This is a genomic window from Alkalimonas collagenimarina, from assembly GCF_030717845.1.
GTDB classification, from domain to species: Bacteria; Pseudomonadota; Gammaproteobacteria; order Enterobacterales; family Alteromonadaceae; genus Alkalimonas; species Alkalimonas collagenimarina.
Genome location: NZ_JAUZVZ010000007.1, coordinates 79,371 through 102,797, shown reverse-complemented (window position 1 = coordinate 102,797; position 23,427 = coordinate 79,371). Strand labels below are relative to the sequence as shown.

General features: G+C 46.6%; 23 protein-coding genes. 17 read left to right on the top strand and 6 right to left on the bottom strand.

The window, feature by feature from the left end; all coding sequences use genetic code 11:
• The first annotated feature begins 50 nt into the window (after positions 1–50).
• Both hemH and Q3O60_RS06540 read left to right on the top strand, forming a co-directional pair.
• Complete coding sequence (gene hemH / locus Q3O60_RS06545; protein WP_305893104.1) at positions 51–1,127, top strand: ferrochelatase; 1,077 nt, start codon at positions 51–53, stop codon at positions 1,125–1,127.
• A gap of 51 nt (positions 1,128–1,178) precedes the next feature.
• Positions 1,179–4,238, top strand: a complete 3,060-nt coding sequence (locus Q3O60_RS06540; RefSeq protein WP_305893103.1) for a transglycosylase domain-containing protein — start codon at positions 1,179–1,181, stop codon at positions 4,236–4,238.
• Here the strand turns inward: Q3O60_RS06540 and Q3O60_RS06535 are convergent.
• Positions 4,168–5,217 (bottom strand): GGDEF domain-containing protein, encoded by a 1,050-nt coding sequence (locus Q3O60_RS06535; RefSeq protein ID WP_305893102.1) that lies wholly within the window; start codon positions 5,215–5,217, stop codon positions 4,168–4,170. The two genes, Q3O60_RS06540 and Q3O60_RS06535, sit on opposite strands and share 71 nt — an antisense overlap.
• A 64-nt stretch (positions 5,218–5,281) precedes the next feature.
• Positions 5,282–5,887 carry an HAD family hydrolase gene (locus tag Q3O60_RS06530; RefSeq protein ID WP_305893101.1) on the bottom strand — a complete coding sequence of 202 codons (606 nt, stop codon included), beginning with the start codon at positions 5,885–5,887 and terminating at the stop codon, positions 5,282–5,284.
• A 143-nt stretch (positions 5,888–6,030) separates the two neighbouring features.
• Between Q3O60_RS06530 and Q3O60_RS06525 the strand changes: the two genes are divergently transcribed.
• Positions 6,031–6,444, top strand: a complete 414-nt coding sequence (locus Q3O60_RS06525; RefSeq protein WP_305893100.1) for a YccF domain-containing protein — start codon at positions 6,031–6,033, stop codon at positions 6,442–6,444.
• A gap of 35 nt (positions 6,445–6,479) precedes the next feature.
• Here Q3O60_RS06525 and Q3O60_RS06520 read toward each other — a convergent pair whose 3' ends face one another.
• The gene (locus tag Q3O60_RS06520) at positions 6,480–6,884 is read right to left on the bottom strand and encodes a cytochrome b562 (protein WP_305893099.1); all 405 of its coding nucleotides are present in this window, start codon (positions 6,882–6,884) and stop codon (positions 6,480–6,482) included.
• 116 nt (positions 6,885–7,000) lie between these two features.
• On the opposite strand from Q3O60_RS06520, the gene Q3O60_RS06515 reads away from it, so the two are divergent.
• On the top strand, positions 7,001–7,342 hold the full coding sequence (locus Q3O60_RS06515) for a ribonuclease E inhibitor RraB (RefSeq protein ID WP_305893098.1): 342 nt from the start codon (positions 7,001–7,003) through the stop codon (positions 7,340–7,342).
• Here the strand turns inward: Q3O60_RS06515 and Q3O60_RS06510 are convergent.
• Both Q3O60_RS06510 and Q3O60_RS06505 read right to left on the bottom strand, forming a co-directional pair.
• Positions 7,339–7,617: a hypothetical protein gene (locus tag Q3O60_RS06510; RefSeq protein WP_305893097.1), complete on the bottom strand. Its 279-nt coding sequence runs from the start codon at positions 7,615–7,617 to the stop codon at positions 7,339–7,341. The genes Q3O60_RS06515 and Q3O60_RS06510 overlap by 4 nt on opposite strands.
• A gap of 25 nt (positions 7,618–7,642) precedes the next feature.
• Complete coding sequence (locus Q3O60_RS06505; RefSeq protein WP_305893177.1) at positions 7,643–8,878, bottom strand: Nramp family divalent metal transporter; 1,236 nt, start codon at positions 8,876–8,878, stop codon at positions 7,643–7,645.
• A gap of 152 nt (positions 8,879–9,030) precedes the next feature.
• Here Q3O60_RS06505 and Q3O60_RS06500 point away from each other — a divergent pair, with 152 nt between their 5' ends.
• The 12 genes from Q3O60_RS06500 to Q3O60_RS06445 all read left to right on the top strand — a co-directional run bounded on the left by Q3O60_RS06500 (position 9,031) and on the right by Q3O60_RS06445 (position 19,664).
• Positions 9,031–9,405: a thiol-disulfide oxidoreductase DCC family protein gene (locus tag Q3O60_RS06500; RefSeq protein WP_305893096.1), complete on the top strand. Its 375-nt coding sequence runs from the start codon at positions 9,031–9,033 to the stop codon at positions 9,403–9,405.
• Positions 9,402–9,779, top strand: a complete 378-nt coding sequence (locus tag Q3O60_RS06495) for a hypothetical protein (protein ID WP_305893095.1) — start codon at positions 9,402–9,404, stop codon at positions 9,777–9,779. Before Q3O60_RS06500 ends, Q3O60_RS06495 begins: the two co-directional genes overlap by 4 nt.
• Positions 9,780–9,968: 189 nt before the next feature.
• Positions 9,969–11,987 carry a GGDEF domain-containing protein gene (locus Q3O60_RS06490; RefSeq protein WP_305893094.1) on the top strand — a complete coding sequence of 673 codons (2,019 nt, stop codon included), beginning with the start codon at positions 9,969–9,971 and terminating at the stop codon, positions 11,985–11,987.
• A 118-nt stretch (positions 11,988–12,105) separates the two neighbouring features.
• Positions 12,106–13,650, top strand: coding sequence for a GNAT family N-acetyltransferase (locus Q3O60_RS06485; RefSeq protein ID WP_305893093.1), 1,545 nt, complete (start codon positions 12,106–12,108; stop codon positions 13,648–13,650).
• Positions 13,647–14,018: a hypothetical protein gene (locus Q3O60_RS06480; protein WP_305893092.1), complete on the top strand. Its 372-nt coding sequence runs from the start codon at positions 13,647–13,649 to the stop codon at positions 14,016–14,018. Before Q3O60_RS06485 ends, Q3O60_RS06480 begins: the two co-directional genes overlap by 4 nt.
• Before the next feature lie 76 nt (positions 14,019–14,094).
• Positions 14,095–14,823 (top strand): carboxy-S-adenosyl-L-methionine synthase CmoA, encoded by a 729-nt coding sequence (cmoA, locus tag Q3O60_RS06475; protein ID WP_305893091.1) that lies wholly within the window; start codon positions 14,095–14,097, stop codon positions 14,821–14,823.
• On the top strand, positions 14,820–15,788 hold the full coding sequence (gene cmoB, locus Q3O60_RS06470) for a tRNA 5-methoxyuridine(34)/uridine 5-oxyacetic acid(34) synthase CmoB (RefSeq protein WP_305893090.1): 969 nt from the start codon (positions 14,820–14,822) through the stop codon (positions 15,786–15,788). Before cmoA ends, cmoB begins: the two co-directional genes overlap by 4 nt.
• Before the next feature lie 34 nt (positions 15,789–15,822).
• Positions 15,823–16,752 (top strand): LysR family transcriptional regulator, encoded by a 930-nt coding sequence (locus Q3O60_RS06465; RefSeq protein WP_305893089.1) that lies wholly within the window; start codon positions 15,823–15,825, stop codon positions 16,750–16,752.
• The gene (locus Q3O60_RS06460; protein ID WP_305893088.1) at positions 16,725–17,132 is read left to right on the top strand and encodes a hypothetical protein; all 408 of its coding nucleotides are present in this window, start codon (positions 16,725–16,727) and stop codon (positions 17,130–17,132) included. The genes Q3O60_RS06465 and Q3O60_RS06460 overlap by 28 nt, the downstream gene beginning before the upstream one ends.
• Positions 17,133–17,201: 69 nt before the next feature.
• A complete protein-coding gene (gene purM, locus Q3O60_RS06455) occupies positions 17,202–18,242 on the top strand; it encodes a phosphoribosylformylglycinamidine cyclo-ligase (protein ID WP_305893087.1) in 1,041 nt (346 codons plus the stop codon).
• Positions 18,243–18,250: 8 nt separating this feature from the next.
• Positions 18,251–18,907, top strand: coding sequence for a phosphoribosylglycinamide formyltransferase (gene purN, locus Q3O60_RS06450; protein WP_305893086.1), 657 nt, complete (start codon positions 18,251–18,253; stop codon positions 18,905–18,907).
• Positions 18,882–19,664: a DUF3108 domain-containing protein gene (locus tag Q3O60_RS06445; protein ID WP_305893085.1), complete on the top strand. Its 783-nt coding sequence runs from the start codon at positions 18,882–18,884 to the stop codon at positions 19,662–19,664. Before purN ends, Q3O60_RS06445 begins: the two co-directional genes overlap by 26 nt.
• Here Q3O60_RS06445 and Q3O60_RS06440 read toward each other — a convergent pair.
• On the bottom strand, positions 19,661–20,425 hold the full coding sequence (locus Q3O60_RS06440) for a class II glutamine amidotransferase (protein WP_305893084.1): 765 nt from the start codon (positions 20,423–20,425) through the stop codon (positions 19,661–19,663). The genes Q3O60_RS06445 and Q3O60_RS06440 overlap by 4 nt on opposite strands.
• Positions 20,426–20,628: 203 nt before the next feature.
• Here Q3O60_RS06440 and fadE point away from each other — a divergent pair, with 203 nt between their 5' ends.
• The gene (fadE, locus tag Q3O60_RS06435) at positions 20,629–23,097 is read left to right on the top strand and encodes an acyl-CoA dehydrogenase FadE (RefSeq protein ID WP_305893083.1); all 2,469 of its coding nucleotides are present in this window, start codon (positions 20,629–20,631) and stop codon (positions 23,095–23,097) included.
• Positions 23,098–23,427 lie beyond the last annotated feature (330 nt).

The following is a 23,427-nucleotide window of genomic DNA, read 5'->3' as shown; positions in this document are numbered from 1 at the left end:
TCGTAATTACAGCCACTGACTAACCATTAATTAGAAGTAGAGCGAACTTCATGCGCTATAAAAACAGTTCTTTTTTCACCCATCAACAACAAGACAAAATAGGTGTACTTATCACCAATTTAGGTACACCAGATGCACCAACACCAAAAGCGCTGCGCCGCTATTTGGCCGAATTTCTCGCTGATCCTCGTGTGGTTGAAGTTCCCCGGCTGTTATGGTTTCTCATTCTGCATGGTGTCATCTTACGCATTCGTCCCCGCCGCTCAGCTAAAGCATATGCAACCGTTTTCACAGAGGAAGGCTCACCGCTGTTGTTTCATACCAAAAAACAATGCATTGCCATCCGTCAGCAATTAGCAAGCAAAGGTTATCAGAATGTTGAGGTCGATTTTGCCATGCGCTATGGCAACCCAAGTATTCACAGTGTACTGGATAAGCTGTTTGCTCAAGGTGTTCGAAAACTAGTGGTGCTTCCGTTGTATCCTCAATATTCAGCATCAACCAGCGCTTCCACCTTTGATGCCATTGCCAAGGACTTTACCACAAGACGCTGGTTGCCCGACTTTCGCTTTATTAGTCACTATCACGACTTCCCTCTTTACATCACAGCAGCAGCCGAACAAATCAAACAGTATTGGCAACAACACGGTAAGCCAAAAAAACTTTTATTCTCATACCATGGTATTCCCAAGCGTTATTTGATGAATGGTGATCCCTACCATTGTGAGTGCTACAAAACATCCCGCTTAATCGCTGAGCAACTTGGGCTGGAAAAAGATGAGTATCTAACCTGCTTTCAATCCAGATTTGGCCGAGAGGAGTGGCTAAAGCCCTATACTGATGAAACCTTAAAATCAATGCCAGATCAAGGCATTGACGATGTGCATGTTTTTTGCCCAGGTTTTTCTGCTGATTGTTTAGAAACTATTGAAGAAATTGCCGAAGAAAATAAAGAGTACTTTCTGGAAGCCGGTGGTCAAAACTATCATTATATTCCAGCATTAAATGACAGCAACCACCATATTGAGGCCTTGAGCACTCTCATTGAACAAAATCTACAGCACTGGCATTGCCATGCAGATCCGCACCGTGATGAGCGAGCTACTACAGTTGGTGCGCTCAAGTAAAATCATCGCGTTTTATGCATTGAAACACCTTTTACTAGTGAGCTTGTTGTTATGAGTCCCAGGATTGAGCCTAAGTTTGGTTCGGCTCCTTTGCTTAAGCGCAAGGATTTTTCTGGTCATGCCGATGAACGTTCCGTGACCAGAGCCAAACCAAGTCGCCGTTGGTGGCCGTGGCTAATGATGGTTGCGCTGCTGTTAACCGGCGTCTTGATATGGCAGGAAATAAAAACCAGCTTTTATCAAGCGACAATCCTGCATGCCTACGGACAACGATTAACCTATACGTTGCAGAGCACACCATCCGACAACGTAATTTATCCCCGGAATGGTCCTTATAACCTGCAACGAGGATACAGTAAAATCGGTACTTGGCAGCCTCAACTGACTGAACAAGGTTTTGTTCTGGCCCGGCAAACACAGTTTTCCGACGCTTTACAACGATTCAGTGCATTGGGCTTTTACCCCCCCTACCCTGAAAAGCAGCAAACCGGCTTGGTGCTGGAGGATTGCCGCAACGAGATATTATTTCAGTTTCAATACCCGCAACGACACTACCAAACCATTGATGATATTGCGCCGTTAATGCAACAGCTGCTGGCGTATATCGAAAATAAATCGTTGCTTGATGCACAATCCCCCTACCACAACCCAGCTATTGAGTGGCCCCGGCTTGGTGTTGCTTTGTTCAACCAACTAAAACAACAAGTTGGTGGCGATTCAGCCAGTGGAGGCGGCAGCACTCTGGCTACACAGCTGGAAAAATATCGTCACTCACCAGCAGGTCGCACCAACAGCCTGAAAGACAAGTTTCATCAAATGGTCTCTGCTAGCGTCAGAGCTTATCAGCAAAGCCCTGTTACCATAAAGCAGCGACAACAGCTATTGCATCATTACATCAATACAGTACCACTGGCCGCGGCCCCGGGCTTTGGCGAAGTCCATGGCATGGCCGATGGACTCTGGGCTTGGTTTGGTGCCGATTATCAACACGTAAGCCAGTTGCTGATGCAATCACCAGATCACATCAATGAGGAAACAGGTCTGGCACTGCGACAAGTCCTTGCATTGATTATTGCGCAAAGACGCCCATCGTATTACTTACTGCAAGGGCGTGAATCCTTGGAGCAGTTTATTGATGCCTACCTGCAACTACTCGCATCGGATGGTGTGATCAATGCATCCTTGTACAACGCGGCTACAAACACCTCCCTGCAATTCATCACCCCAGGCTGGCAAGGTACTCCTTTTAATCAAGATCAAAAAGCAACCACTCTGGTCCGTCAGCAGTTAACTCCATTGCTCGGCTTAGCCCCTTATGAATTAGAGCGACTGGATCTAACCGCACAAAGCACCCTTGATATCCGCTTACAGCGACAAGTCAGCCAATTTTTGCAAACGTTGCGTCAACCTGAACATGCAAGCACACATCACTTGGTGGGTCACCGTTTACTATCAAAATCTCAGGCTGAGCAGGTTCATTATTCACTCGTCTTGTATCAACGAACAGAACAAGGTCCTCAGCTTCGGGTGCAAACCGACACCTCTGAGCGTGCTTTTGACTTGAATGATCAAAGTAAGTTGGAGCTAGGCTCCACTGCCAAACTCAGAGTATTAGCCACCTATCTTGAAATCATCGCCGAGCTTTATCAGCGCTACGGCGATGAGCCGACTGAGCAACTGCAGTTATTGGATATTGCGGCTCAGGATAAGCTAAGTCGTTGGCTGATCGATCAATTACTGGTGCAACCGGGTGTTGATCTCGATACTCTGCTGGATCAAGCACTGCAACGGCGTTATAGCGCCAACCCTTCTGAAAGCTTTTTTACCGGTGGCGGCTTGCATAGTTTTAGCAACTTCATGGCGGCAGATAACCAACGTGAACCGACCATACTCGAAGCCACACAAGAGTCTATCAACTTGCCCTTTGTGCGTTTACTGGCAGATATCATCAATTACAGTATTTACCACAAAGATACTCAGGGGCATCACCTCATGGAAAATGACGATGACAATCGACGGGCACTGTATCTGGCTAATTTTGCAGATCGTGAAGGAGCCGATTACCTGCAACAGTTTTGGCGCAAGCATCGCTCACTGCAGCCAGAGCAACGACTGCAACTTTTATTGCAATCACAACACCAACGCCCCGCCCGAGTCGCTGCGGTGTATCTGTGGATGGAACCGAATGCAACTGAGCAACAGCTTTACCGATTTATTGAGCAGTACACCAGCACAGCAGTGTCAGATGCTGAGCTACGACGCTTGCATCAAAACCTGTCTGGCCGACAACTAAGCTTGCCAGATCAAGCGTATGCTGCCCGAGTGCATCCATTAGAGCTCTGGTTAGTCGGTTATTTGAATAAACATCCGAACAGCAGTTGGGTCGATATATTGACTCATAGCAAACAGCAGCGCCAAGATGTTTATCAATGGCTTTTTCGAACTCGCCACCGTAGTGCACGAGATAACCGCATTGGTATTATGTTGGAAATTGAGGCCTTTTGGGACCTGCACTATCGTTGGCAACAATTAGGTTATCCGTTTGATTATCTGGTTCCTTCATTGGCCACTGCACTAGGCAGTTCAGGAGATCGACCCGCAGCACTCACTGATCTCATGTCGGTAATCATCAACGATGGCGTTCGTTTTCCTCCACAGCGACTGGAGCAACTTCGGTTTGCAGAGCAAACCCCGTACGAAACACATTGGCACTATGCTGCACCTCAAGGGGTTCGGGTGATGGAACCCGAAGTCGCACGTAAGTTGCAATGGGTGCTTAGCGAAGTGGTTCGCGATGGTACCGCCAGACGATTACAAGGCGCCTATCAACAGTTAGGGATAACAGGAGGAAAAACAGGCACTGGTGATAATCGCATTACAACCGTGGATCAGCGTGGGCAACGCGTCAATCACCAAGCTATCAACAGAACCGCTACCTTTGTTTTTTTCCTTGGTGAAAATTACTATGGCACCATAACAGCCTATGTCGCCGGGGCAGACTCCGAACAATTTAGTTTTACCTCAGCCCTACCGGTTCAAGTCATGAAGAGTATGGAACCGTTACTTCAACCTCATTTGCTGCAGCAGGAGTGTCCGACCCTGCCGCCATAACCACACAATTGCGGCCTTGAGATTTAGCCTGATACAAGGCCATGTCGGCTCTGGATAACCATTGCTCCCAATTCTCATCCACCAATAATGACGCTACACCAACGGATGCCGTTACTTTTCGCTCTGTAGAACTTAAGTTATCAGCAATAAGTTGACGTAACTTGTCTGCAACACTCCGAGCCTCTTCTGCGGTGACCCCTTCCAATAACACAACAAACTCCTCACCACCAAATCGAAACACCTGATCTGCAGGCCGAGTATGTTGTTCTAGTAACGTCACCAGTTCAATTAAAATGAGGTCGCCTGCTTGATGGCCTTCAGTGTCATTTATTAGCTTGAAATGATCCAAATCAAGCAAGAGCAATGCTGCTGGATTGGGCTGCTTTGCGGGTAGATGACGTGCAGCAAATTGCAGCGCATGATCTAATTGTCTACGATTTGCTGCTCCGGTTAATGCATCAACAGCAGCCATCTGCTCGAGCAAACGTCGCTGCAGCAACGTACGGTAGGCAAAGACATAAGAAAAGAAGCTGGTAACGGCACTGGTGACAATAAAAGATATCATTTGAAAACGATCAGCAAAAATAAGTTCGGGAAAAAAACCGGTGATGGTCAACATGCTAACCAGCACCAGCAGTAACAGCAACAATGCTCGCAAAGGTGGCACTAAAAAGAAAATAAACACTATAAAGGGGAAAATCCAGAATAGACCAGCGGGTCCTAATCCGGTCGCCACCAACACAAAGCCAGCACAAAAAAGGCAGGCCACAAAAAAGCCAGCACCCTTAGTTTGTTTGGTATACCAAGCATAAGCGACAGCACTGCTGGTCGAGACGACCAAAATACCATCCACTATGGCGATGAGATAACTTCCATCAAAATAACGATAAATTGCGAAGGGGGTGACACAAACCAGTACAATCAAGCCCACTAAAGTCAACATAGCCAGATGAAAATCTTGCTTTAATCGTTGTAGCACTTATCGCCCCGCTGTCTAATTTTTTAGCCTCTAATATAGAGGCTGACGCAAGGCGATTGCAAGCTTAACTTATCAGAGCTCTGGCCAGAGAGTCATAGTCCGTCATGACCCAATCGGCCATACTGGCGAATTGATGATTCTGCTCATTTAGTAAAAGACAGGAAACAGCACCTGCATTAGCCGCTGTGGTTAAATCGAAGTGATAATCACCTATGTACAAAAGCTCTGAAGGAGCCACTGAAAAATGTTCAGCGATTTTAAACAACCCTGCTGGATCTGGCTTGGCAGCACAGTCTTCTCTTGTCAGAACCAATTGAATTGGGATCTGCAGCCGCTCAAGCATATGCATCGTTGCCTGACGCATATTGCGTGTCAAAATAGCGGTTGGGATCTGCTGTTGTTGCAGTTGTGCCAAACAACGCAGTACACCAGGCAGTATATATGACTTGTGTGCAGCTTCCATTTCATGCCGACGGATCACTGCATCTGCCATTGCACGTTCATGCTCACTGTCTATCGCTTGCAATCGTTGCAGTAAATCCGTGTCGGCGGGCCAATTAAGCTCGTGCCGAATAGCGGTGAAATCCAAAGCGCTATGGACCAAGGTACCATCCAAGTCAAAGGCTATCGCTCGGATTTGCTCCCGAAGCTGAGTCGTTACTTCCATCATGGTGATTTTCGCCAACTTTCAGTGTATTTTATCATTAAACAGCGTTGCATATTTATTGGATCACTTTAAAATCATAAACTTACAAATCTGGAGTGTTTTTTGCTTATTTCATAACTATTATAAAAACTTTCAAGGACTTTAGCATGAGCGTACTTCGACTGATATTTAATCTGATCTGGCTGCTATGTGGTGGCTTAATTATGGGGCTGCTCTGGTGGTTGGTGGGTATAGTATGCTGTGTCAGCATTATCGGCATCCCCTTTGCTCGCAGCTGCTTTGTTATTGGTGAACTGGCTATCTGGCCCTTTGGCCAAGATGTTGCGCATCGGAGACTTCTTAATGGTCAGGACGATATTGGTACCGGAGGTCTCGGCACCTTGGGCAATATCATCTGGTTTGTATTGTTCGGTATTTGGTTGGCTATCGGGCACCTATTCTTAGCACTGGCTTACTTTATCACTATCATTGGTATCCCGTTTGGTTTACAGCATCTGAAACTAGCGATGCTGACTCCAGCGCCTATCGGTAAAACCATTGTTTCCAAAGTAGCACGATAAAATAAGTCGCGCGGTAAAAATGCCTGTTTTACCCTTTATCGGCCAAACAACAATTGCCAAATACTGCGCTTACGTAAACGATGGTATTCAATACGGAGCTGGTCGATTTTGACCAGCTTTTCATCTGCAAGTTGATGATTGCCGGCCATTACCGCTTGCTCAACCTGCTCCAATACCGCAGCAACCTTATGAAAACCTTGCAAAAACTGCTCAGCTTTATCATCTCTTAGTGGAGCCTGCATCGCGGCATTAATTTTCTTTTGCATCTGATGAACATGCTGCAGTCGGTTTTCGGAGGATTCACTTTCTACCGCCTGCCGATACTCAAAAGAAAAGCTTTTCATAATCACTTCGAGACTTTCAGATTGTGAGGTGTAAGCATGGCTAAAACCAGCAATTAGCAACTGACCGCTGGCAAGTAAAACAATAAACCACTTCATGGCAAGACTCGCATCAATTTTCTCAGCGTCTATGGTATCATAGCGTCACCATACCGCCAACGATGCTACCTCCAGAGAGCACGCTTGCGGACTTTAAAACGCTTTGCTGAGATCCAATGATGATACAATTTCCAGATGATGCGAATGGCGATATGCTGCAGGCTCTGACCGAAGCTGGCCTAGATTTGTCACAAACGATGACGCTGGATTTTTACTTGATATTTAAGCGTCAAGAAAAAGCAGAGCGTGCTGAGCAAGCACTGATCAGTAAATACCCCAAAGAGTCAGTGAGCTTGTACTGCAACCCAGCCAATCAATGGGAAATTAAAATCACCATCGACATGATCCCAAGCTATGAAGCCATTAACCTGCTAGAAAAAGAGTTGGACGAGTTCGCGCGCAAATTTGCCGGCCATAATGATGGCTGGGGCGTCATGGAACCAGAGCCTGTTGACTAAGTCGATGTGAGTCTGCTTTTTTTCTGGTAGTGCAAAATCAATGCGATCAAATACACTTGCAACATGGCGGTTCCGAGCATGCCAAGCATGGCCTGCCACTCCAAGTATTTTTCTGTATAAATATACAAAGCCAAGTTGCCCATCGCAAAAGCTGACCAACTTAATGCAGACACACCGGTGGCGTTTTTCACTCGATGCAAATGCACAACTTGCAACATCGTTGCCGTCGGGAAAATAACCGCTGGCACAATGCCAACAAAACTAATCCAATCCATATTACACTCCATGATCCAAAACCTACTATGCAGTGAATGCCAGCAGCAAACTTCGACCACTGAGCAGCAAAGTGGCCAGAAATACCAGTCCGCCTAATATATTCTGCTTCCAGCTATTTTTATAAACGCCTAGCCGTTCAGAATTGACGGCAAACAATACACTGACCGTAATCACAGGCAATAAGATACCGTTAGCAACCTGAGCAAACCAAATGACCGAAACCGGCCTAAGCCCCAGCGATGACACGACCACTCCAACCACAATGATCAGCAACCAGGTCGCGCGAAACGCACCATTGCTTAACTGCAATATCCCCTTTAGCGCATAAGCGGCGGCTAAAGGTGCTGTAATTGCTGACGATAATCCAGCCGCCAGTAATCCCACAGCCATAAGATAGGTTGCGGCTCGGCCAAATAAAGGCTCCAAAGACACCGCCAGATCAGCTGCTCCTTCTATTGGTAAATTAGTACCAAAATAGGCCGATGCGGCAGTAGATAGCACCGCAATTGAAATTAAGCCACCCAATGGGATCGAGGTGCGTAAATCTGCATTTGATTCTTTTAAGGCCGCAGCTACCCCATGAGTTTTATCTTGCCATTTACGAGCTGAACTTGCCGCATGTAAAAAAAGTGAATATGGCACCACAGTGGTGCCAATCAGAGCAATAACGGTTAAGGTCGCGCCATCAGGAATACTCGGGAACACTAACCCGGTTACCAATGCCGACAGATCAGGCTGGGTTAACACCATGGTGAGTAAAAAAGCCATACTCATCAATAAAACCAGTGCTACCAAGCTGCGTTCAATCAAGCGGTAATTACCCTGCCATAACACAAGGATGGCGACCACACCTATCATGAGTGCCCAGGGGTTCAAACCGGTGCTATCTCGAATGGCTTGAATGAGACTGAGCTCTCCCCAGAGCGCATCGGCACCAAGGCTGGCTCCGGTAATATTACCGCCCTGATAGGCACTGTTTCCAATCACAACGGCGGCAATGACCAACAAATACAAGCTGTACTTCAGCACCGGTTGCTGCACCAAATCACGCAGATTTTCACCCAGGCCTTTGCCAGTCACAATACCCAGCCGTGAAGCCATTTCTTGTAAGATAAGCGTAGCAATGACAGAAAACACCAATGCCCAAACCAGTGCATAGCCATAATGAGCCCCCGCCAAAGAGGCCGTCACCACGGTTCCGGGCCCAATAAACGCTGCAGCCACCAAGGTAGCAGGCCCCAGCTGAAACCATCCCTTCATCAAGCGCATTCGCAGTTCCTTCACTAAAGCCATCAACGGGTTAGTATGCCAATGGCATAAGCCTTTGCAACTTAAAATTAAACGTCAGTTGATCAATTTTGTAAGAAGCGGCGTAAATACACCAAACTGAACCTCTAGATAGAGATATAGCCATGCCAAGACCCACCCATCATATACACCATGATGATGCTATCTTATTTTACGATGGCAGCTGTGGCCTGTGTCGCAAAGAAATTTCGCTGCTGCGGCAGCGACTGGACGGCAAAATACAGTTGCAAGATATCAGCGATGAAAGCTTTTCGTCTTACCAAGGGGTGAACGCCACTGAGATGATGTCAACCTTGCATCTATGGGATGGCAATCAGTTTATTACCGGCTTGGATGCTAGTTTATATTATTGGTCACTTGCAGAAATGAAAGCACTGGTGCGGTTTTTGCGCTTACCGGGTATTTATCAAGCCGCCACATTAGGCTATAGACTCTGGGCTCGTTTTCGAGCAAAGCCGACTCAATGCAAAGTTGAATGATGTTCGTAAGATCCCCACGGCAACGACGATCGAACCACCAGCAACGAGCACTTGATGCATATATTCTTCAGTTGCATCATGCGATTGCTATAAAGTTATTGTCACAACCTGAACTAATAAAGCAATGTGAAGAGCAACTGGTTCAGTTGTACCACACCAAGCAAATCCGTCATGGTGCATATGTCTATTGGGATAGTGTTTTACGATTGTACCCTGAAGAAGAAGCATTTATTGCAGCCATAACCGACTCAGGCCCCAAGGCAAGTAAATACCGACGGAAAACCCCATGCAGCGGTATTCTTACTGAGCATGAGCGTCAGCAACTCATGGCATCTAACGCGAAACCTCATCATAAATCAGATTTTCATGAATAAGGTATTGATAATTGAACGAATTGGTATTCTAATCAATAGTTGCTACCCTTAGCGAGTCACTACAATAAAGGGACACCTGCTTTGCCCACGAATACTTATGATTTGCTCAAACGATGCGTCTGCGGATTGTACCGTACTATACTCCATGTAATGCATGGCTATAGCTATACGGGCATCAGCTTCTGCCTATTGATTAGCGCATTATGGTGGCAACCAGCTTATGCCGTGACCGATCCTCAACTCGAACAGCAGGTCGATACATACTTATTAGTGCTTGCTGAAGATCCTGAACAAGCAATGTCTTCGCTGCAAGCTTTGTTGGCTCAGGTTCATTCACAGACACCAGCCTCCACAGCTACCCGTATTTATGGCTCTGAAGTTCTGCATTACGTATATACCGGAGAAATTGAACAAGCAGAACAACGCTTGACGGATTTACTTCAGTTTGCCAATAGACAAGATAATGCTGATGTCATGGCTGAAGCTCTGGCAATTAAAATAGATACTCTGTTTTATCAAAATAAGTTGAATGAAGCCTATCAGGTAGTCGTCGATATAGAACCGTATCTTGAGCACACAGTACAACCCCGTATTCGTTATTATGCTCACAACCTGATTGGACGGCTTTATATGCGAGATAATCAGTTTGAGATGGCAAGTACACATCTTTATAAAGCCTATGAAGCCGTCAATGAAACGGATAATGATCGAACGCTGTTACGCAGAACTTTTTTGCAAAGTCAGCTCGCTCAACTTCAAGCTGATTTAAAAAGCTGGCCTACGGCACTTGAGTTGGCAGAGCAAGCTCTGGAATCAGCCAGCCAACTTACCCTGCAAGGTTTCATGCCGGATCTTTATCTACTTAAGGGCTACATTGAAGGGGAATCGGGTCAGCATGAAGCATCCATCGCCACACACTACAAAGCCATCGAGTGGGCAGAAAAATTAGAGCGGCCTGATACCGTGCTGCTTAGTTTAAATAATATTGGTGCTTCATACATTTTAATGGAGCAGTACGAACAAGCTAAGCATCCGCTCCAGCAAGCCAATGAATTGGCCGTGGAACTGAATGATGAGTACACACACGCGCTGGTGCAGTTAAATCTTGGTTATATCGATGTGATGCAAGATCAGCATGAACAAGGTCTTCACATCATGGAGTCTGCTATTCAGTACTTTCGTGAGCACGGTAGAAAATCCGATTTAGAACGTTTTTTAACCGAGTATGCCAAAGCACTCCAACACGCAGGTTACCATATTAAAGAAGCGCAAATACTCCGTGAGCAACGAGCACTGAATCAAGAGCTTTTTCAAACCGAACGAGATCGGACACTCGCGGAACTACAGCAGCGATTTCAAGCTCGCGATCAGGCTCATCGAATCAATCGCCTTGAGCAAGACAATGAATTGCAAGAGCGTTTACTGGAAAACAATCGGCTGCAAAACCGCTTAACTATGTTGATTGCCATCATCGTTGCCTTGACCAGTCTGCTGATGTGGTTGCTGTACCGTAAAGTCCGGCATGCCAACCGCCGCCTGAAAGAAGCCAACAAACAGTTGGAATACCACTCCTTACGAGATCCATTAACTGGCTTATACAATCGACGCTCTTTTCAACAACGTATGGCAAAAAGAGATCTTCACCTACATAGCCGCCGTTATCATAGTGATGAAATTGATGCGTTAGTATTGATTGATCTCGACTTTTTTAAGCAGATTAATGATCAATACGGTCATGCTATGGGAGATGATATCCTTATTGAGGTTGCACAACGACTCACCGACTCTTTACGTCAGCACGATCAAGCCATTCGTTGGGGCGGTGAGGAGTTTTTACTATTTTTACACCGAATCAATGCCACCGATCTCGTATCTCTGGTAGAAAGAACACTGTATCAGCTGTCTGAACGTCCTTATATCAGTGGTACAGAAAGCTTAGTCGTCACCGCTACCGCTGGCTTTATCACCTTACCCTTTGCTGGCATTGATGAAGAAAAGGTCAATTGGGAAAAAGCGCTGCAGCTGGCGGATATGGCATTGTACTTAGGTAAAGCCAATGGCCGTAACCGAGCTTGCGGAATTCAAGGGCTCAAGGTACCTTATACAGAACTGCCGGAAGGCTTCGAGAACGATTTGTCTCAAGCGATAGCACAAGAACATATTGAGTTAGTGACTATCGTTGGCCCTCAGGTTGAGCGCATAAGCTAATTGAGACGAGTGAAACCATGAGGCGAATGAGACAAATAGTCCGGAGTGCTCTTTCAATCTACCTTCATTTACAAGACGTAGTCACCGGCTAAGCCCTTCCATTTTGGAGTCCTATCACGTGCAAGATGAACTGCATATTAAAATTCGGAACTTAGAAACATCCGACTATCCCCAGCTAAAACACCTGATGGACGTTGTCTACAAAGACTTGGGGGGGGCCTGGCCACTTCACACCATTGAAAAGCTGATTAAAGACTTTCCTGAAGGTCAGATTTGTGTGATTGATCATGATGAAATTATTGGTCTCGCACTGTCGGTACAAGTCGATTATGACCGTTTCAGCAACCCTCATACCTACGACGAATTGATCAGTCAACGCGAGACCATCTTAAATAACCCAAAAGGCGATGCTATCTATGGGCTTGATGTAGTGATACATCCTGAGTATCGCGGTTATCGCCTGGGCCGGCGCTTGTATGAGGCTCGTAAGGAACTATGCCGGCAACATAACTTACGCGCTATCTTGGCTGGAGGGCGTATTCCTTTCTTTCATAAGCACTCCTCTGAGATGAATGCCGCTGACTATATTGAAGCTGTCAAACGTCGTGAGTTGTATGATCCGATTCTAACCTTTCAACTATCGAACGATTTTCAGTTGAAGCGCTTGCTGAAAAAATATCTGCCGGAAGATGAACAGTCAGAGGGCTACGCTACTTTATTGGAATGGAACAATATTTTTTATGAGCCTCCGGGGCGCGTGTTGGAAAGCCGTAAAACGCAGGTGCGTATAGGCGCAGTTCAGTGGCAAATGCGGCAAGCAAATTCAGTCGATGAAGTTTTGCAACAAGTCGAGTACTTTGTCGATGCGCTATCAAACTACAAAAGCGATTTTGCGCTGTTTCCAGAGTTTTTTAATGCACCCTTGATGGGGTTATGTGAAGATCGATCCAATCAAACGGAAGCTATACGTTTTTTAGCTGGTTACACCGAACGGTTTCGCCAAGAAATGTCTACCATGGCAGTGAGCTACAACATCAATATTATTACTGGCTCAATGCCTTTATTAATTGATGAAGACTTATTTAATGTCAGCTACCTATGCCGTCGTGATGGTACGGTTGAGATGCAAAGCAAAATTCATATCACACCCCATGAACGCCGTGACTGGGTGATTCAGGGCGGTGATAAACTGCGGGTGTTTGATACCGATGCGGGGCGAATTGGTATTTTGATTTGTTACGATGTTGAATTCCCTGAGTTAAGCCGCTTACTGGCCGATCAAGACATGGATATTTTATTCGTGCCCTTTTGGACCGATACCAAGAATGGTTATTTACGCGTTCGGCATTGTGCACAAGCCAGAGCAATTGAAGATGAGTGTTACGTCGTCATTTGTGGCAGTTGTGGCAATCTACCTTCTGTCGACAATCTGGACGTACAGTACGCTCAGTCTGCAGTATTCTCGCCCTCGGACTTTGCATTCCCTCACGATGCAGTGATGGCAGAAACCACTCCCAATACAGAAATGCTGATGTTTTCCGATCTTGATTTAGATCGCCTGAAACAAATTCGCAATGAAGGCTCAGTGATGAATTTAAAAGATAGGCGGCACGATTTGTACAAAGTCAGCTGGATCGCCGATGAAACCAAGGATATGAAATGAAAACGCTGATTACTTCGCTTGTGTTGTTAGCTATCATCGCCATCGCAGTACTGAGCATCAGTAGTCAACTACTGTCTCCATGGCATAGTCTGCAATTATGGTTACTGACTCCTCTCTTCGTCTCCGTAGCGGTCATTCTCGTCCTGCAACGCAAGGGCAAATTAAAACGCCTTTTCCCCATCGCCGCCGTCATTATTAATGCATTTGCCCTGCTACCTTATTTCGGTATGCAGTCAGCTGAGTCGCAAGGTGAACGTGCTATTTTGATCCTTGCTATGGTGCCATTGTATCAAGGGATTGCATTATTAGTGGTTGGGTTAACCGATTATGTGCGACGCCGTGAAGCAAGGAAGCACATGATAAACTAAGCAGACATCAGCTTCGTGTTCCACAGCAAAATCAGATACAATTAGTCATCGATGTTTTGTGCTATGAACAAGCCCTATGCAAAAAGACCATATTTACGCTGAGCCATTGGCTCATATTCAGGATTTTCGTTTTGACGATCAGGTCGCGGATGTATTCCCTGATATGATCCAGCGCTCAGTACCTGGTTATCAAAGCATCATTCAAACCATCGGCCAACTGGCCGAGCGTTATCAACAAACCAATAGTCATTACTACGACCTGGGCTGCTCATTGGGGGCGGCGAGCCTGGCTATGCGCAGACATATTAGCGCTTCAGGCAGTAAAATTATTGCTGTTGATAACAGCGCAGCCATGGTTCAACGTTGTCAGCGTCACCTGAGTGCCTTTCGCTCTGAAGTACCGGTCGAAGTGCTGGAAGCCGACATTTGTGAGTTACCACTTGAGAATGCAGCCATGGTGGTGATTAATTTCACATTGCAGTTTCTGGCTAAACCACAGCGTAATGATCTGATTGAGCGAGTCTATCAGGCACTCAAACCCGGTGGTCTTCTGGTGTTGTCCGAAAAAATCGTCAGCGAAAACGTACAAAGCAATGATCTGCTCATTGAGCTGCACCATAACTTTAAACGTGCCAATGGTTACAGCGAACTGGAAATTAGCCAAAAGCGCACCGCTCTGGAAAAAGTAATGCAACCCGACAGCATTGCTGAACACCAAGTTCGTCTCCAACAAGCCGGTTTTGCTGAGAGCACCCTCTGGTTTCAATGCTTTAATTTTTGCTCTATGGTTGCTTTCAAATCATGAGTGCTTTGTTTAATGATTTTTATCAACAGATTGCCAGCAACCGTCTGAGCCATTGGCTTGAAACCTTGCCAGCACAGCTGGCGAGCTGGCAACGCGAGGCACTGCATGGAGACTTTAATCGTTGGCAAAAAGTGCTGGCGAACCTGCCTGAAACCAATGTCTCTGAAATCGAGTGTAAAACGGAGGTTCGCTTTGGTGTGGCTAGCGATATCAACAGCGGCCAACAACAGCGCATCCAACATTTGCTGCAGCAGCTGATGCCTTGGCGCAAAGGCCCCTTTGATATTCATGGTATCGAGATTGATACCGAATGGCGATCAGACTGGAAGTGGCAACGCTTACTGCCCTTCATTCAGCCGTTAAAAGGCCGCTATGTGCTGGATGTTGGCTGTGGCAGTGGCTACCATCTATGGCGTATGCGCGGCGAACAGGCTGAGTTTGTGGTCGGCATTGATCCATCGCAACTATTCTACAGCCAGTTTCAAGCCATCAAGCACTTTAATCCCGACCCAGCAGTGCATTTGTTGCCGATTGGCTGCGATGAGCTGCCCAATTTACAAGCCTTTGATACTGTCTTCTCTATGGGGGTGTTGTACCACCGCCGTTCGCCACTCGATTTTTTACAACAATTAAAGCAACAACTGCGTGTAGGTGGAGAGCTGGTATTAGAAACGTTGGTGGTACCAGGCGATGAAAATACCGTGCTTATCCCTAAAGATCGCTACGCAAAAATGCGTAATGTCTGGTTTATCCCAAGTACAGCAGCCCTGTGTCATTGGCTGACCCGGCTGGGCTTTCAAAACGTCAAAGTTGTCGATCAAAACCATACCAGCATGCATGAGCAACGAAGCACTCACTGGATGGAAAATGAAAGTTTGATTGATTTTCTTGACCCAAATGACCATAGTAAAACCATAGAAGGGTATCCGGCGCCACTTCGGGCCGTCATTGTGGCACGGCGCTAAACGCTTGTGTTGACAACAGGAGAGCATCTGCATCATGCCGTACCGCCCCAAAACAACCGTCGAACAATGGCGGATTTTACAAGCTGTGGTCGATGCTGGTGGCTATGCCCAAGCAGCTGCTCTGCTGAATAAAAGCCAATCCTCATTGAATCATGCCGTTTCGAAATTGCAAAATATGCTCGGTATTGAACTGTTAGAAGTTAAAGGCCGAAAAGCCTTTTTAACACAAGCTGGCGAAGTCATGCTGCGTCGTTCACGGATGGTCACTCAGCAGGTGGAAGATCTGGAGCGGCTGGCCGATACCATTGATAAAGGGTGGGAACCAGAAATTCGTATTGCTGTTGAGCTGGCTTATCCAAAGCAATACCTCTATCAGGCACTGCAAGCCTTTTATCCAGAAAGCCGTGGTAGCCGGGTTCAGATTATTGATGCTGTTCTGACAGGCACACAAGAAATCATTCATGAAAAAAGAGCCGACTTAGTGATTACCGGCTCGGTTCCAAAAGGCTATCTCGGTGAACCCCTCTATGTCACCCGCTTTATACCGGTGGTTGGCAAGCAACATGCTCTGGCACAAGCTACACAGCTTGAATTAACCGAACTAAGCCAACAACTGCAAATAGTCATTCGTGACACCGCACAAAAACCTCAGGAACAAGGCGGTTGGTTGAAGTCGGAGCAACGCTGGACAGTCGATAATTTTTATGAAGCCATCGAAATACTCCAGCTAGGGCTTGGTTTTTGCTGGCTGCCTGACTTTACGGTTCAAGCTGGTCTGGCGGATGGTAGTTTACAAGTACTGAACTTCAGTAGCGGCAGCGAGAAACTCGCTCCCTTATCGCTACTCAGCCCTTACGAAGAACAGCTTGGTCCGGGTAGTAAATTACTCCGTCAGTTGTTATTGTCTGTTCATCAAAAAGAAACTAAGGATATACCATGCAAGATCAACAGCTTGAGCAATTGATGACTCAATCCGCAGACGATGCGGTCAAGTACGCAGAAGAAGAATTTCAACTCACATTGGATTATAGTACCGAGAGTTTACTGAAACTGGATGTATTAGTATCAGCCTTGCATGAACGGCAAAAAAAACAAGCCCATGCTACTGATTTATTGTTTACGCTTTGTACTATCTTCGGCGCCTACACCGGTGAAGTGTTCCGCCGCCATCTCGGTGGTGAGTGGTTTCATGACAAAAGCAACACAGAAGCGCCCTATGTTTGCCTTACCTACCTCGACAAAGAATTCCCTTTCTCATCAATAGTTTACCATAAAATAATCACAGATGGTAGCATCAGTATTGCCGGCTATGTTGAACAAGCAATGTCAAATGCCACTCAGTAAAGCTTTTGTCCTTGCCATTAAGCAGGTAAAATAGCGCCATTTCCACCCCTTCATCAATTGAGGAATGTTGTGAGCAACCAAAATCAATCCCTAAGTTATAAAGATGCTGGCGTCGATATCGATGCTGGTAATGCCCTGGTCGACCGTATTAAAGGTGCGGTGAAACGGACGCATCGCCCAGAAGTGATGGGTGGATTGGGTGGTTTTGGCGCTTTATGCCAAATTCCGGCAGGATACAAAGAGCCTGTATTGGTGTCAGGCACTGATGGTGTGGGGACTAAATTGCGTCTGGCGATGGACTTACAACGCCATGATAGTGTCGGTATTGATCTGGTCGCCATGTGCGTCAATGATTTGATTGTACAAGGTGCTGAGCCACTGTTCTTTTTAGATTATTACGCTACAGGCAAACTGAATGTCGATACAGCTGCCGCGGTGGTTGAAGGAATTGCCGTTGGTTGTGAGCAATCTGGTTGTGCTTTGGTTGGTGGTGAAACTGCTGAAATGCCAGGTATGTACCATGGTGACGATTATGATATTGCCGGTTTTTGCGTCGGCGTGGTCGAAAAATCAGAACTGATTGATGGCAGCAAAGTGCAGGCAGGAGATCAGTTGATTGCCTTAGCCTCTTCAGGCCCTCACTCGAACGGCTTCTCATTAATCCGTAAAATTCTGGAGGTCAGCGGCCAATCTGCTGAGCAAATGCTGGAAGGGAAAAGTATTGCCGATCATTTGTTGGCACCAACCCGTATTTATGTGAAAAACCTGCTGAATCTTATCAAACAGCAACCAGTCCACGCCTTATGCCATATTACTGGCGGTGGTTTCTGGGAGAATATTCCCCGTGTTTTACCCGACCATACAAAAGCCGTGATCAAAGACGACAGCTGGCAATGGCCTGCTATTTTTAATTGGCTACAGCAGCAAGGCAATGTTACAGAGCATGAAATGTACCGTACCTTTAACTGCGGTGTAGGCATGATCGTCGTGGTTCCAGCTGCTGAAGTAGATGCAGCCCTGGCCCATTTGCAGGCCGCGGGTGAGCATGCCTGGCATCTGGGTGAAATTCAGAGCGCCGCAGCCGGTGATGAACGCGTCATCATCCAGTAAGGGTTGGCATGAAATCAATTGTTGTCCTTATTTCAGGCAATGGCAGTAATCTGCAAGCCATTTTAGATGCCTGTGCTTCAGGCTTTATTGACGGTGAAGTTTGCGCAGTCATCTCCAATAAAGCCAATGTGCTTGGTCTGGATAGAGCCAAAGAAGCCGGTAGTATCGCGCATTGTTTACCTCATCAAGATTACCCAACTCGGCACAGCTATGATCAGGCTTTGCAGCAACTGATCGATAGCCATAAACCCGATCTGGTGGTGCTGGCTGGCTTTATGCGAATTCTGACGCCTGAGTTTGTACAGCATTATTCCGGTAAATTATTGAACATTCACCCTTCTCTGTTGCCGAAGTATCAAGGCCTGCATACTCATCAACGAGCTATGGAAGCGGGAGATAGCATCCATGGCTGCAGTGTACACTTTGTCACTGAAGAGTTGGATGGTGGGCCTGTGGTGCTGCAGGCTCGTGTCCCAATCTTTCCAGAAGATGAGCTCACAGCAGTGACAGAACGAGTACATGAACAGGAATATAGTATTTATCCTTTGGTCATTCGCTGGTTTTGTCAGGGACGGTTACATCAAGAAGGCAATTTGGCCTTTTTGGACAATGAACCTTTACCGGAACATGGATATGCCAATGACGATGATGAGTATGATCTCTAACTGGCGCCTGAAGGCGCCTTTTTTTCTCTGTGCCCTAACTCTGCCTTTTCTCGCAGCAGCCGACGCACCTGACTTACCCACATTGCAACTCACCCCTTACACAGCTGATTATATTGTTTACCGCAATGGCAAAAGCCATGGCAAAGCTCAGCGCGAACTTCGGCAAGAACAAGAGCACTACTTACTTCGCTATCAAAGTGATGTCAGTTGGATGATTTTTAGCGATCGACGTGAAGAACAATCCAAATTCTTGTTAAATGGCAGTCAGGTTCAACCTATTCAATACAGCATGACACGAAGCGGCACCGGTCGTAACCGCGATTATCTGCTGACTTTAGATCCGGAAAAGCAAGAGCTTCGGGAAGGGAAAGACAAAACGTTGAAGACGGAGCCGTGGCATGATGACTGGCTTGATCAACTAAGCTATCACCAACAACTCGCCATCGATTTAGCGGCTGGCCAACGAGAGTTCAGTTATGAAGTGCTTAATCGTAGCGGCGATGCAAAAACCTATCACTTCAGAGTGGTCACAGAGGAGTTACTCCCCCTCCCCTATGCCAACGTACGAGCACTCCGCATCGAGCGGGTAGAAGACGACTCTGATCGTCAAATTTATGCCTGGGTTGCTCCTGAGCTCGATTACTTATTGGTTCGGTTATGGCGTGGTGAAAATAATGTCGAACAGTTCGATGTGCAATTGCACAAAGTAAACTGGCACCAAGCAACTGAAAAAGCGGATCAAGCTACCGCTCACTAAATCGGCTCACCATCGCGAAACAGCTGGCTTTCACCGGCTTCCATTTTGTGCCACTGCTCATTAAGAGTCAGTGGCTCAGTCGCAATAATAGTAACTACATCCTTTTGTGTGGTTTCGCGGGAGAAATCGATATCGACGTCGACATCGGATAATCGCGCAATACCAAAAGGTGCCCGACGTGTGATCCAATGTAGTTTGGTGGTGCAATACGTCAGTAAGTACTCGCCATCCGTCAGCATCATATTAAAGACGCCTAACTTTTGCAGAGTTTGAGCTTGCTTTTGCAAGAAGCGAAATGCCAAGCGACGGGAACGAGGTTTGGTTGGGTAGCGTTTATCCAGCTCGCTCATTAAATAACAAAAAGCCCGTTCACTATCGGTGGTGCCCACTGGCTGAAAACGATCGACCGGCAAGTCTTTGTAGTCATGCAACTGACCATTGTGCGCATAGGTCCAATAACGGCCCCATAACTCTCGGGTAAACGGATGGGTGTTTTGCAAGCTAACTCGCCCCCGATTAGCCTGACGAATATGCGCAATCACAGCACAGCTCTTGATCGGGTAATCACTCACCAGGCGGGCTATTTCAGATTCATAACTAGGCAGTGCATCTTTAAAGGTACAGACGCCCTTACCTTCGTAAAAGGCCACTCCCCAACCATCTCGATGTGGACCTGTTCGACCTCCTCTCTCTTTTAATCCTTTAAAACTGAAACAAATATCGGTTGGTACATTGGCTGACATCCCCAATAACTCACACATTCCGTTGACTTCTCCTCACTGAATCGGGCGGTTTCAGGTGCCATCATGCACCAGAACTGAGCCAAACGACTATACTCATTCGTATAAATAAATGTAAAGCGCTTTATAACTGTCGTCCACAGCTATTGAGTGAAACACTTGCAACTTACGACAGAAGATTATAATCTAACACCAATAGTGGTCAGACCTCTTAGGAGATAATTATGGAAGGGTTTGTATTTAGCCTCATACTGTTGTTGGTGATTGGCGTGTTGGCATACCATCGCGCCAGCCTGACATTATTCACTGCAGCCATCGCTGTGGTATTGCTTGCCGGCAGTTATGCCGGGCCAGTTGGCATGGTAAGCTGGGTGCTGTTTGCGCTCATTGCACTGCCGCTGAATATTGCTTTTATTCGTCAAAAATTGATCACCCAGCCGTTACTTGGTTTGTATCGCAAGATCATGCCTGAAATGTCCACCACCGAAAAAGAGGCCATTGATGCCGGTACTACATGGTGGGAAGCTGACTTATTTCGCGGCAATCCAGATTGGCACAAACTGCACAATTACCCAACCCCCCGACTGAGCCCGGAAGAACAAGCCTTCCTGGATGGCCCGGTAGAAACATTACTGGATATGGTTGATGATTGGGAAATCACCCATGATCGTGCTGATTTATCACCAGAAGTGTATCAGTACTTAAAAGACCATGGTTTCTTTGCCATGATCATCAAAAAAGAATATGGCGGCCTGGAATTTTCAGCCTACGCCCAATCGTGTGTACTGCAAAAACTCACCAGTAAAAGCATGGTACTTTCCAGCATTGTTGGGGTGCCTAATTCGTTAGGTCCGGGGGAGCTATTGCAGCATTACGGCACCGATGAGCAAAAGAAACACTATCTACCGCGTTTAGCGAAAGGTATTGATGTGCCTTGTTTCGCCCTAACCAGCCCTGAAGCAGGTTCAGATGCTGGTTCTATTCCTGATGTTGGTATCGTCTGTAAAGGGGAATGGCAAGGCAAAGAAGTGTTAGGCATGCGTCTGACATGGAATAAACGCTACATTACACTGGCGCCCATCGCTACAGTCCTTGGCCTAGCCTTTAAAATGCAGGATCCAGAGCATTTATTGGGTGATGTCGAAGACTTAGGCATTACCTGCGCCTTGATCCCAGCCGATACACCCGGTGTGAAGATTGGTCGTCGCCATTTCCCATTGAATGTACCATTTCAAAATGGTCCAACTCAGGGTACCGATGTATTTGTGCCATTGGATTACATCATTGGTGGCGCCAAAATGGCAGGACAAGGTTGGCGTATGCTGGTTGAATGTCTGTCGGTTGGCCGTGCCATTACCTTGCCATCCAATAGTACCGCAGGCATCAAAGCAGCCGCGATGTCGACCGGTGCTTACGCTCGAATTCGTCGCCAGTTCAAGATCCCGATTGGAAAAATGGAAGGGGTTGAAGAAGCTATGGCTCGTATCGGCGGTTATGCTTACATGGCCTGCGCGTCTACTACCATGTCGGTTGGTTCGATTGATTTAGGTGAAAAGCCATCGGTTATTTCTGCCATTACCAAGTATCATATTACAGAGCGCATGCGTCTGGCGATGATTGATGCGATGGATGTGCACGGTGGTAAAGGGATCTGTATGGGCCCCAGCAATTATTTGGCTCGAGGTTACCAAGGTGCTCCCGTTGCGATTACCGTAGAAGGTGCAAATATTTTAACTCGCAACATGATCATCTATGGTCAAGGGGCTATTCGCTGCCATCCTTATGTCCTTGCTGAATTGCAAGCTGCTCAACTAAGCGACACCCGTGCAGCAGTGACAGCATTTGATAACGCCTTATTTGGTCATATTGGCTTTGCCATCAGCAACTTCTTCCGTTCATTCTGGTTGTCTGTCACTGGTGGCGCTTTTAGTCATGCACCATATGGTGATGCAACTGCCCGTTATTACAAACAAATGAACCGCTTTAGTGCTGCATTAGCGCTGATGTCTGATGTTGCTATGGGCACCTTGGGTGGTGATTTAAAACGTCGTGAGCGCATCTCGGCTCGTTTGGGCGATATACTTAGTATGCTGTACCTGACATCGAGTGTCCTCAAGCGCTACCAGGACGAAGGCCGTCAACCGCAGGACTTACCTTTGGTTCAATGGGCTTGTGAAGATAATTTAGCCAAAGCTCAACATGCTCTGGATGAGTTGTTTGATAACTTCCCTAATCGTTTGGTAGGCGTAGTATTGAAGCGCGTTGTGTTTCCATGGGGTCGTACGCTGCGTCGTCCATCCGACATTACCGAGCACAAAGTTGCCCGTATTATGCAAACCCCCTGCGAGGCACGGAGTCGTCTGGGCCACCACCTGTATCTGGCGGATAAAGACAACAACCCGCTGGGTCAGGTCGAACAAGCGTTGCGCGACATATTAGCGGCTGAGCCTATTTTTGATAAAGTAACCCAAGCGGCGAAAAAGCGTCTGCCGTTCTTCCGTTTAAATGAAGTGGCTGATCTTGGTCTTGAACTGAATGTCATTTCAGAGCAAGAAGCCAGTGTACTACGGCAAGCCGAAGTCACTCGTCTACGTACCATCAATGTCGATGACTTTGACTTCAATTATCTGGCTGCAGATAAATCCATGCTGGAAGCAGAACAACGAGAGAATGACAACGTAAACGCCGCTTGATTACGTGGTGACGCCCTGAAAACCCGGTTTAAAAGCCGGGTTTTTTTTATGTCACCAGCACAGAGCTCCTTCAAATGTTAACAGGTGAAGCCTGTATCCCTTCTTTTCTTAGCATTTGCTAAATAAATTAATGAAAATGACACAAAACAAGCTTATAGTTTTCCCTTGCTAACCGAAAAAGTGTTAGGCGGTTTGGCTATAGATACATTGATGTATGGTCGTAGGAACGCATGATTGCGTCCTTTTGTAGGCTCATGTGTTGGCATGGGCGCAATCATGCGCCCCTACATGAATGGTTTATGTATAATAATGAATAGACGGATACCGAAT